This window comes from Skermanella sp., assembly GCF_059503625.1.
Genome location: NZ_JCACHA010000789.1, coordinates 1 through 9472, shown reverse-complemented (window position 1 = coordinate 9472; position 9472 = coordinate 1). Strand labels below are relative to the sequence as shown.

At 62.4% G+C, this 9472-nt stretch carries 11 protein-coding genes and 2 pseudogenes; 6 read left to right on the top strand and 7 right to left on the bottom strand.

The window, feature by feature from the left end:
- Positions 1 to 137 precede the first annotated feature (137 nt).
- Positions 138 to 686 carry a hypothetical protein gene (locus AC5JJ6_RS27855; RefSeq protein ID WP_496045180.1) on the top strand — a complete coding sequence of 183 codons (549 nt, stop codon included), beginning with the start codon at positions 138 to 140 and terminating at the stop codon, positions 684 to 686.
- A 140-nt stretch (positions 687 to 826) separates the two neighbouring features.
- Positions 827 to 1795 carry an IS5 family transposase gene (locus AC5JJ6_RS27850; RefSeq protein WP_496045179.1) on the top strand — a complete coding sequence of 323 codons (969 nt, stop codon included), beginning with the start codon at positions 827 to 829 and terminating at the stop codon, positions 1793 to 1795.
- Positions 1796 to 2017: 222 nt separating this feature from the next.
- Here AC5JJ6_RS27850 and AC5JJ6_RS27845 read toward each other — a convergent pair whose 3' ends face one another.
- From AC5JJ6_RS27845 to AC5JJ6_RS27835, 3 genes are all read right to left on the bottom strand, one after another.
- On the bottom strand, positions 2018 to 2896 hold the full coding sequence (locus AC5JJ6_RS27845) for an SEC-C metal-binding domain-containing protein (RefSeq protein ID WP_496045178.1): 879 nt from the start codon (positions 2894 to 2896) through the stop codon (positions 2018 to 2020).
- A gap of 258 nt (positions 2897 to 3154) precedes the next feature.
- Positions 3155 to 3529, bottom strand: a complete 375-nt coding sequence (locus AC5JJ6_RS27840) for a type II toxin-antitoxin system RelE/ParE family toxin (RefSeq protein ID WP_496045177.1) — start codon at positions 3527 to 3529, stop codon at positions 3155 to 3157.
- Positions 3522 to 3821 carry a ribbon-helix-helix domain-containing protein gene (locus tag AC5JJ6_RS27835; protein WP_496045176.1) on the bottom strand — a complete coding sequence of 100 codons (300 nt, stop codon included), beginning with the start codon at positions 3819 to 3821 and terminating at the stop codon, positions 3522 to 3524. The genes AC5JJ6_RS27840 and AC5JJ6_RS27835 overlap by 8 nt, the downstream gene beginning before the upstream one ends.
- Before the next feature lie 118 nt (positions 3822 to 3939).
- On the opposite strand from AC5JJ6_RS27835, the pseudogene AC5JJ6_RS27830 reads away from it, so the two are divergent.
- Positions 3940 to 4122 (top strand): annotated as a pseudogene (locus AC5JJ6_RS27830) (transposase); the annotation flags it as partial.
- Between the two features lie 99 nt (positions 4123 to 4221).
- Positions 4222 to 4341, top strand: a pseudogene (locus AC5JJ6_RS27825) (Tn3 family transposase); the annotation flags it as partial.
- 29 nt (positions 4342 to 4370) lie between these two features.
- Here AC5JJ6_RS27825 and AC5JJ6_RS27820 read toward each other — a convergent pair.
- The 3 genes from AC5JJ6_RS27820 to AC5JJ6_RS27810 are packed head-to-tail and all read right to left on the bottom strand — an operon-like array spanning position 4371 to position 6030.
- The gene (locus AC5JJ6_RS27820) at positions 4371 to 4787 is read right to left on the bottom strand and encodes a cyclophilin-like fold protein (protein ID WP_496045175.1); all 417 of its coding nucleotides are present in this window, start codon (positions 4785 to 4787) and stop codon (positions 4371 to 4373) included.
- 49 nt (positions 4788 to 4836) lie between these two features.
- The gene (locus tag AC5JJ6_RS27815; protein WP_496045174.1) at positions 4837 to 5592 is read right to left on the bottom strand and encodes an SDR family NAD(P)-dependent oxidoreductase; all 756 of its coding nucleotides are present in this window, start codon (positions 5590 to 5592) and stop codon (positions 4837 to 4839) included.
- Positions 5593 to 5634: 42 nt separating this feature from the next.
- Positions 5635 to 6030, bottom strand: a complete 396-nt coding sequence (locus AC5JJ6_RS27810; RefSeq protein WP_496045173.1) for a (R)-mandelonitrile lyase — start codon at positions 6028 to 6030, stop codon at positions 5635 to 5637.
- 230 nt (positions 6031 to 6260) lie between these two features.
- Here AC5JJ6_RS27810 and AC5JJ6_RS27805 point away from each other — a divergent pair, with 230 nt between their 5' ends.
- Entirely contained in the window at positions 6261 to 7238 is a 978-nt protein-coding gene (locus AC5JJ6_RS27805) for a LysR family transcriptional regulator (protein ID WP_496045181.1), read from the top strand.
- A gap of 345 nt (positions 7239 to 7583) precedes the next feature.
- Positions 7584 to 8705, top strand: a complete 1122-nt coding sequence (locus AC5JJ6_RS27800; RefSeq protein WP_496045172.1) for an ISAs1 family transposase — start codon at positions 7584 to 7586, stop codon at positions 8703 to 8705.
- 29 nt (positions 8706 to 8734) lie between these two features.
- Here AC5JJ6_RS27800 and AC5JJ6_RS27795 read toward each other — a convergent pair.
- On the bottom strand, positions 8735 to 9472 hold a 738-nt coding region (locus AC5JJ6_RS27795), incomplete at its 5' end, for a DUF2254 domain-containing protein (protein ID WP_496045171.1).

The window sequence follows — 9472 nt, the reverse complement described above, 5'->3', positions numbered from 1 at the left end:
CCTGTCATGCCGCGCCAAGGGCTATCGCTATTCCGACCCGTCCGCCGCTTGGCGGCGGTGGCTGATAGAGCCGAAGGGCAAGCTGCCGATGCTCGGCGCGGCATCCTTCAAAGTGGATTCCAACCAGGATCATGGCCATGATGATGACCGCCCGCGCCACAGGCACCGTGGTTCCGCTTTCCCGTCCCGCACCTCGTCCTCCGGCCTTGCCGACCGCAACGCGGAACGCGCGGCTGCATGCCTGGAGCGAATCCTGGGCCGGCGAGCCGCTGCCGCATCTGCCGGACCTGCCGCCTGACCTCGCCGCCGCCTTGCCGGAAGCCATCGGGCAGGCTCGGCGCGACCTGGCTCCCGGCGATCCCGGCGAGGTCCTGGCGGCGCTGACGATCCTGGCGTCGCGCCGTGGCTTCGACCTGCCGGACGGACTGGCGCTGGAACTCGACATCGAGGTCATGGCCAATTGGCCGCGCGATCTCTGGCGCAAGGCGTTCCGCGGCATCTGGGAGCACTTTTCCTACCGGCGTATGCCCGAGGTCGCGGATTTCCGGTGCGTCATTGAAGCGGACCTCACCGAGCGGCAGGGCCGGCTCGATCGCCTCGAGGCGATCCGGCTCAAGCTGGAAACGATCGAGCTGAAGAAGGCGTGGGACGAGGAGGCGAGGACAAGACGGCGATCCGGCGCTTGACGCGGGTCAGCCGGCCGTCCGGCGCCAAGGCCAGCGGCTCTAGCTTGCGGCGCTGGTTTGGTGCAGGGATGCTGTTGTTGTCCCCGTCGACGGGATTCGATAGGAAGCCTGCTCCCCCTTCCTAATCGCAATGCCTGACCATGCCGCACAAGTACAATGCCGACCGTCGCCATCGGATCCCGAAGACCCGCTACAAGGTGACGAACTGGAAGGCCTACGAGGCTGGCCTGCGCCAGCGCGGCTCACTGACGATCTGGTTCAGCGAGGAGGCGGTCGCAGCCTGGCAGGCGGCGCCACGGACCACGCCGGGCGGACAGGCACGCTACTCGGATCTCGCCATCGAGACGTCGTTGATCCTGCGGACGGTGTTTCACCAGCCGCTGCGCCAGACCGAAGGGCTGGTCGGCTCCCTGCTCGAGCTGATGGGGCTGGATCTGCCGGTGCCGGACCACTCGACCTTGAGCCGACGATCCAGGACGCTGGCAGTGGCTTCTCAAGAATGGAGGACGAGCGGACCGGTGCACCTGCTGGTCGACAGCACCGGGGTGAAGCTCAGCGGGCCCGGCGAGTGGCTGGTCGAGAAGCATGGAACCCAGCGCCGTCGCGCGTGGCGGAAGCTACACCTGGGCGTTGATGCCAACACCGGCACGATTGTCGCCTCGACCCTGACCAGCAAAGAAGTCGACGATGCCGTCGAACTCGGCCCCTTGCTCGACCAGGTCGAGGAGCCGCTCGCCGCGGTCGTTGCTGACGGCGCCTATGACCAGGACCGGGTTTACGATGACGTGGCCGGGCATTCCGCGGAAGCAGCGGTTGTCGTGCCACCACGCTCGACGGCCGTGCTCAGTCCATCGGCCGAAACCGATCCAACCCAGCGCGATCGCCATATCCAGGCCATTGCCGAGCAGGGCCGGATGGGCTGGCAAAAAACCTCGGGCTACAATGCGAGGGCCGGGGTGGAGGGAACGATGAGTCGATACAAGCGCATCATCAGCGACACCTTGCGCTCCCACGGCCAGCCGTCGCAGGAGGTCGAAACCAGGATCGCCGTCACCGTTCTCAACCGCATGTTCGACCTCGGACGCCCGAACTCCGTCCGCGCCGCCTGATGATCAACGAACCAGGGAGAAATCCGTGCTCGTCGGCCTCCATGCACCAGAGCAACGCTCAGTCACTCTTCATGGTCCCGAATATCCATAACTGCGCCAGGGAACCGTTGGTAATGACCCTTCCACATTAGTTTACCCGGAGAGGGAACGATGATACGTCGCTGCGTGAGACGCACGACTGTAAACCGGGTAGCAGCTGGAGCCGGCTACGAACAGCAATCATCATTGCAGACAGCACTTCTTGTATTTTTTCCCACTGCCACATGGACAGGGGTCGTTTCTGCCGACTTTTCGATGCCCAGCCGAAGCTTCGGCGTTCCTGCCGGTTATCGCGCCGGAAACGACCTCTGCAGGGTCTGACAGCGGATTTCCGAAAAACGGGTCGTACACAGGGCTGGGCGTTGACCATCGTGTCCTCAGGCCGAATTCCATTTCGACGTCTTCGACATCGCCCGCTATCGAGAGATCGACAACCTGTTGGTCGAAGGCGTGACGAATCACATCGATGGTCTCAATCGCCTCGAGATCGATGAGCGCCGAAATCAGGAAGCCGTTAACCGCCGGATCGTTTTCAGCCCCACAGTTCAAGCGGTGCGCCAGAATGCCGATGCACTCATTCCGGAATGATGGGTTTCTTTCGGCAATTTCCAACAAGCATCTTATCGCCGTGATCAAAGGTTCCGTGGGAATCGATCGATCGGCCAGGAAATCAGTAACATGAGGAACAGCACCCGGACCGATCAGGCCAAAGACATAAGGAAGCTCGATGTCGACCCAGTCGTCGTCTGCACGCTCCTTCAGCAACCCCAGCAACGGCGCAACTGCCTCCACCGCCCGCAGTTGGCCAAGGGCGCGCCACGCATGTGTCGGCGCCCAAACCGCAGGGTTCTCCGACTCAGCGGTGTGGAGTGCAGCGTCGCATGCGAGCCGAATGAGTTCAGGAACATGCTCCGGTGTCAGTTCCAGGTCGCTGACGTAATCGAGCCATCCGAGGTCCGTCGGTCGGCCATCGGCCACGTGGCATTCGCCGTAGTCCAGTAGTCGCGCAACGGGCTCCTGGTAAGTCCTGAGCGCATCGGCGTTTTGCGAGGAGTTGGTCATGTCACGTGCCATCGTCGTTAATCAAGCTTAGCCTATACTTTCCATTACGGAAACGGCGCGGGAGATGTGTTGGTCCCGCCGGGGTGCTATTCTCCTGCTCCATGTCCGCTGCGCCACCTTCAACGGCAAGCTCGGCTTCGGTGCCGGACAGCTGTTCAACGCCCAGTCTGCTTCCGAACCTGGCTATAGTTGCCGACACCCAATCGCTTGACGGTTCCAAGTAGCATCGGCCAACGTGCCTCCTCTGCAAACAAAGTCTCAGTCATCCCCCTCAAGAGCGATCCTCAACAGTCTTTCCAGCTTCTGGGCATCGTGGGCGATCCGCAGAACCTCGACCATGCCGTCGGGCAATGTCCGGAACAGAATTGCGTGGCGCGGTTGCTTGACACGGTCCGGCTTCGGGACGGCCAGCCGGCTGTGGCGAAGGTGATAGTAGCCAATCCGGCGGTCGCGATACTTGTACCAGATGACCTCGTCACGGTCGGGATCATCGGCCAGGTCGTCGAAAGCCTGGAAAAACAGGGTGCCGTACCGGTAGCGGCCAACTTCATGGAAATGATCTTCGGACCAGTCGAGGACCTCCAGCAGGCTCTCTTCCGCGCTGGCAGTGAGACGATAGCCGCGCTCAGGCACTTCTGCGAGCCTTGCGGCGAGCGGTTACCTCAGAGTTGATACGGTCCTTCAGGGCCTCCGCCTGCTCGTGGCCTGTTACGTCGGTGTAGTGACCAGTGGCGGCATCGGCGTCGGCCCGGTCGATGATGCTATCGAAGTAGAGCTCCAAAGCGTCCTGAGCCTCGCGCTTACGCCGATAGTCGTGCAGGGCGGCGCGGACAACTTCCGAGGCGTTCTGATGCCGGCCGGTTTCTACCTCGTGATCAATCCACGCATTCAGCGGGGTCGTCAGGTTAATGTTTCGGCTGCTCAAGACCAGTCCTCCTCAGTGCTGTTGTCAATGATTGTTGTCCATTTTTGGCATCATTGCAAGTTCCTGCACCGCTGTACGGTCTGAACCGCCCCGTGTTTGTCGGAGGCTGGGGTGCTAGACCGAGGGCCTGCTCGGCTCGGTTATGGACCTGCTTGATCTGGAATTGCCGGTTCCGGACCACACGACGTTCTCCCGCCGCGGCGCCGACCTGGGTGTCGCGACCGCCCTGAAAAAGGCGAGTGGCCCGGTCCACGTGGTGATCGACAGCACGGGGCTGAAGGTATTCGGGTCCGGCGAGTGGTTGCAGGGGTCTGAGTAGCAGCGGAACAGAAAATCCGATCTGGCATCGGCCTGAACTCTCACCGGGAGGGCCAGTTATTCGACCAGCCGCCTCGACCGGCTGGAAAGCGCGGAACTCACGCGGCGGTGCCATGCCGGGCTGAACAAGGGCGAGCAGCGCCATGCCCTGACCCAGGCGATCCGCACGATCAAGCAAGGCCGCGTCGCGGACCGCGGGTCGGATTGTGGTCGTGCTTCACGCCAGATGCCTCACTCGCTGGCGTGCTCGATCCGAACCGCAATCCGACCCGGACGGTCGAAGATGGAAACATCCCCGGTCACCTTGCCGAGGATCACGATTCCGGGCTGGGGGACACGGCCCTCGCGATAGTAGATCACGAAATGGTCTGGCCCCCAGAGCCCCAGCGTGCCGGCCGCGAAGTCCCGCTGTCGCGGAACCTCCGGCAGCGGAGTCGGCAGGTTGCCGGTCTTCTCCTGGCGGAGGTGATCGCTCATCTCGATGGTGATCGGCAGCATCTTGATCAGCGAACGCGCCGCGGCGTTGTCCACCAGCTCCGCCGAGACGTCCCCCCATTCCGACGATATTTGGATACGTTCCTGAGCCATGATGGAACCCGATGATAGTATCGCCAGAGTGGCGGTGGCGGCGATTTGGCGAATTCGCATGTCGGCTGTTTCTCCTGATCCATGATCGCTGACATCGTTGACTGGGCGGCTATAGCGACCAGCCGCCGTCAACCACGACCGACGCTCCGGTCACGAAGCCGCCTAGGTCGGAGCACATCCACAGCACGGCCTCGGCAATCTCTTCCGGCTTTCCAAGGCGGCCGACCGGCTCCAGGTCGATCGCCTTCTGGATGTCGCCATCGGTGAAGCGGTCCATCATCGGCGTGGCGATGTTGCCGGGCAGGATGCAGTTCACACGAATGTTCCGCTTGGCATAATCGAGCGCGGCGGACTTGGTCATGCCGATCATCGCGTGCTTGGACGCCGCATAGGACGCCCCGCCCGCGACGCCGCGGATGCCGGCGCCCGAGGAGGTATTCACCACAACGCCACCACCCTGACGCAACATTTGCGCGATCTCGTGCTTCATGCAGACAAAGGTGCCGCGTAGATTGATACCGAGGATGCGATCCCACTCCTCAAGCTCGATTTCATGAAGCGGCGTCGCCTTATTCTCGACTCCGGCGTTGTTGAACGCGCAGTCGATGCGGCCGAAGGTATTGACGGTCCGTGCGACCGCGGCCTCGATTTCTTCCGGCTTCGACACGTCGCAAGCGATCGCCAGCACCTCGCCGCCGATCTCCTTTACGGATTCCCCGGTCTCCCGCAGAGCCGCCTCGACCCGATCGGTGACCACCACGCGCGCGCCTTCGACTGCGAACGCCACAGCGGTCGCACGGCCGATGCCACTGGCGGCCCCGGTGATGAAGGCCGTCTTGCCTTCGAAACGTTTTGCATTGGACATTGTGTGGTCTCCCTTAGCGATTGAGGGTTTCACCAAGCCTTTTCAGCGCACGTACTGCTCGTCGCTGACCTTCTCGAGCCAATCGACTGCTTTCCCGTCAAGAGACTCCTGGATGGCGATGTGGGTCATGGCGTTGGTCGGGGTGGCGCCGTGCCAGTGCCGGACTCCTGGCGGAAACCACACGACGTCGCCCGGCCGGACCTCCTCGACGGGACCGCCCTCCCGCTGAACCCAGCCCGTGCCGGAAACGATGATCAGCGTCTGGCCGAGGGGATGCGTGTGCCACGCCGTGCGGGCGCCCGGTTCGAACGTGACTGAGGCGGAGCCCACGCGCGCCGGCTCCGGGGCCATGTGTAGCGGATCGATGCGCACCTGTCCGGTAAACCACCCGTCTGGCCCTTTTTGCGAGGATTGTTCTCCGTTGCGCTTGATCTGCATAGACGCGCTCCTAAGCTCTGGCCCCGCAACCTGCCCTGCCATTGCAGGCGACAGGCCCATCGGGGCGATGAGGACGGATATGCAAAGCGCCATGGACGCGACGGCGCCCCAGGCGGGCGTAGCGGGTTGGATCAAGGCTTTGTCGTGGGTCGAGTGCATTATCCACCTCAGGGTTTCAGGGGCTCTCGCAAAGTCAGGTGCCGCGGTCTCTCATAAGGTAGCGCGTGACCATGCCTTCGATTACTGGCTATAATTCGCTTGCATTGATCGATGCAGAGCATAAATCAATGAAGGCGAGACGACGAAAATCCATGTCGAAACAGGACTTCAATGATCTTCTGTGGTTTCTGGCGGTTGCGCGGGAGCGGAGCTTCACCAAGGCCGCGGCGAAGCTCGGCATCGCGCAATCCACTCTCAGCCACACGATCAAGCGACTTGAGACGCGGATGGGCATCCGTCTCCTGGCGCGGACGACCAGGAGCGTTGGGCTAACCGAGGCCGGAGCGCGGTTAAGGCAGTCTCTCGCACCCCGTATCGAGGAGATCGAGGAAGATATCGCGGCGCTCATGGCGTTTCGCGACAAGCCCTCCGGCAGCATCAGGATCACGCTGTCGGACCATGCGCTCGCGACAGCGGTCTGGCCTAAACTGCGGCCGGTCCTGAAAGACTATCCGGACATCAAGCTGGAATTCAGCCTCGACACAGGTTTCCGGAACATCGTCGAGGACGGTTTCGAGGCCGGCATACGGCTGGGCGAGAGCGTGGAAAAAGACATGATCGCGGTCCGCATCGGCCCCGACTGGCGGCTGGTGGCCGTTGCCTCGCCGGGTTATTTCTCGGCGCATCCCGCGCCGCAACATCCCAAGGATCTGGTCCGACACAACTGCATCAACATGCGCCAGTCCACAGGCGGCGGACGTTACGCCTGGGAGTTCGCGAAGGGTGGGCAGGAGCTACGGGTCAGGGTCGACGGCCAGCTTACCTTCAACAATTCCTACGCGATGATCGACGCGGCGCTGAACGGTTACGGCATCGCGTACGTCCCGGAGAATATCGCTGCGGATTACATTAGGTCCGGCGAACTCGTCCTGGCGCTTGATGACTGGTCGCCCCTGTTTGACGGCTATTTCATCTACTATCCCAGCAAGCGCCAGAACTCACCCGCGTTCAAGGTGGTGGTCGATGCGCTGAGGCATCGCGCGAGTTGACGCCTGTGGTCGTAATGCCTCGTTCTGCTTCGCCTGGATGGATGCCTGTCGGTAAACACCTGTTTTCCGACAGGGTCGCTTGCCTCGCCACAGACCGGTTCGTTGGCCCCGCTTTTCTGCACGAGAAACCATGTCGGAATGATAAGCTGCACGGAAACCATCGCAGCGAGGTTTTCCGCACATGCTGATCGGCTACATGCGCGTCTCGTCAGACAGCGATCGTCAGAGCACGGCTTTGCAGCGCGATGCCTTGATCGCCAGGGGCAACGCATGAAATGGGCTGGCGGGATTTGACAGTGTGTGGGGCGTTACGGTTCTCCCTTTATCAAAGAAGGGAGAATGGGGATGTCGATCGAGAAACTGGTCGAGCACTTTTCAGCGCTCCAGGATCCCCGGTGTGCCGGCAAGGTCGATCATCGGCTGATCGACATCCTGGTCATCGCGGTGTGTGCGGTGATCGCGTGCGCGGAGAGCTGGGACGACATCGCGCTCTACGGTCGCAACAAGGTGGGTTGGCTGCGATCCTTCCTGACCCTGGCCAACGGCATTCCCTCGCACGACACCTTTCGGCGCGTCTTCATGTTGATCGATCCGGACGCCTTTGAGGCCTGCTTCACGGCTTGGGCGCAGTCCTTTGCCGAGGCCTTCGACCGGGAGGTCGTGGCGATCGACGGCAAGACGCTGCGCCGCTCCTTCGACCACGGCCGGGCCCAGGGACCATTGCACCTGGTCAGCGCCTGGGCCAGCGAGCAGGGGCTGTCACTCGGCCAGCGTGAGGTCGATGGCAAGTCGAACGAGATCACCGCGATCCCGGCGCTGCTCGAGACGCTGTCCTTGAACAACTGCATCGTGACGTTGGATGCCATGGGCTGCCAGAAGACGATCGCTGGCCAGATCCTCGACCAGGGTGCCGATTACCTGCTGGTGCTCAAGGCCAATCACAGCAAGGCGTTCGTGGCGGTAAAGGAGTGTTGCGAGCAGCACTGTTTTGCTCGTGGCGCCACGGCCAATCCGGTGTTCGATGCCTTCGACGACAGTCATGGCCGCCTGGCCCGCCGGCGCGTGTTCGTCTGCCCGCAAGCCGCCAGCCTGGAAGTGCTGGATGCCTGGTCCGGGCTGCGCACCGTGCTGGCGGTGGAAACCATCCGCGGGGTCAATGGCTCCGGCAAGGTCGAGGCTGAGATCCGCTACTTCCTGTCAAGCTGCCACGATGACCCGGAGGTGCTGATCCAGGCGATCCGCCATCATTGGACCATCGAAAACGGTCTCCATTGGGTCCTAGATGTCACGTTCCGTGAGGATGACAGCCGCGTCCGGGATCGGACGGCAGCTCGCAATCTGGCCATCCTGCGCAAGATCGCCATCAACCTCATGGGTCGTAACCGAACAACCCGGATCAGCATGCGGGCGCGTCGCAAGCAGGCCGCCTGGAATGACGAGTACATGCTGTCTCTTCTAGTTGGGTGAGTTCTGTGTCGCCCTGGGCGAGAAGCGCCTCACGGCGGATGGGCTAGACCCTTCCATTTGACGACCACGCCTTCACTTTGATGCGCCTGCCTGGTTCCAGCGTCATCCTGGCGGTTGCCCCAGACCCGCTGCAGCTTGCGTCTGGCGGCGGCGAATGCCTCGTCTATATCAGCGCGATCGCGGGGCTCCTCGAGGTCCGAAAGTCCCGCGGCGGCGATCATCTCGGTGTGGCGCAGCAGGGCTTCGTACTGCTCAGTCGTGCGGACATGTTCTGCGAGACGGCATATCGCACCCAGCATATGGATGACAATGGCCGGCTGACTGGCCCCGGCCTGCCGGATCTGGTGGAACGCCGCGTCGAAGATTCCGCCGAAATCGGTGTCGTCGCCGATGACGCGCAGGACTCCGTGGCTGTCGTGGCGAAGGGTTGTCGGCAGCTTCTTGTCCATGGCTTGCGCCAGCGCTCCGCGCAGCCGGTCGATGACGGCCTTGGCCGTGTTCGGGTCGTTGATGCCCGGCGACAAAGCCCGCAGCGCGATATCCACCAGATGCCGGATCGAGAATTCGATATCCTGGGTCGGGGTGCGCCGATTACCCATCACGACGCATTCCCGAATACCGTCCTGGATTTCATCGTTCAGGCGGTCCCCGGGATAGACCGAGGCAAGCCAGCCGCCCCGGCACATGAACTCGCCGGCACGGTAGTCGAAGCTGACCAGGACATCGTGCCGGGACGCGAGTTCAAAGAGGCTCTCGTAATTGATGGA

What these genes read in the sequence shown, in the direction of transcription:
- AC5JJ6_RS27820 (WP_496045175.1), bottom strand. Translation starts at nt 4,787, where the DNA reads ATGCGAATTCGCCAAATCGCCGCCACCGCCACTCTGGCGATACTATCA.
- AC5JJ6_RS27810 (WP_496045173.1), bottom strand. Translation starts at nt 6,030, where the DNA reads ATGCAGATCAAGCGCAACGGAGAACAATCCTCGCAAAAAGGGCCAGAC.
- AC5JJ6_RS27815 (WP_496045174.1), bottom strand. Translation starts at nt 5,592, where the DNA reads ATGTCCAATGCAAAACGTTTCGAAGGCAAGACGGCCTTCATCACCGGG.
- AC5JJ6_RS27800 (WP_496045172.1), top strand. Translation starts at nt 7,584, where the DNA reads ATGTCGATCGAGAAACTGGTCGAGCACTTTTCAGCGCTCCAGGATCCC.
- AC5JJ6_RS27845 (WP_496045178.1), bottom strand. Translation starts at nt 2,896, where the DNA reads ATGACCAACTCCTCGCAAAACGCCGATGCGCTCAGGACTTACCAGGAG.
- AC5JJ6_RS27850 (WP_496045179.1), top strand. Translation starts at nt 827, where the DNA reads ATGCCGCACAAGTACAATGCCGACCGTCGCCATCGGATCCCGAAGACC.
- AC5JJ6_RS27855 (WP_496045180.1), top strand. Translation starts at nt 138, where the DNA reads ATGATGATGACCGCCCGCGCCACAGGCACCGTGGTTCCGCTTTCCCGT.
- AC5JJ6_RS27805 (WP_496045181.1), top strand. Translation starts at nt 6,261, where the DNA reads ATGCCTTCGATTACTGGCTATAATTCGCTTGCATTGATCGATGCAGAG.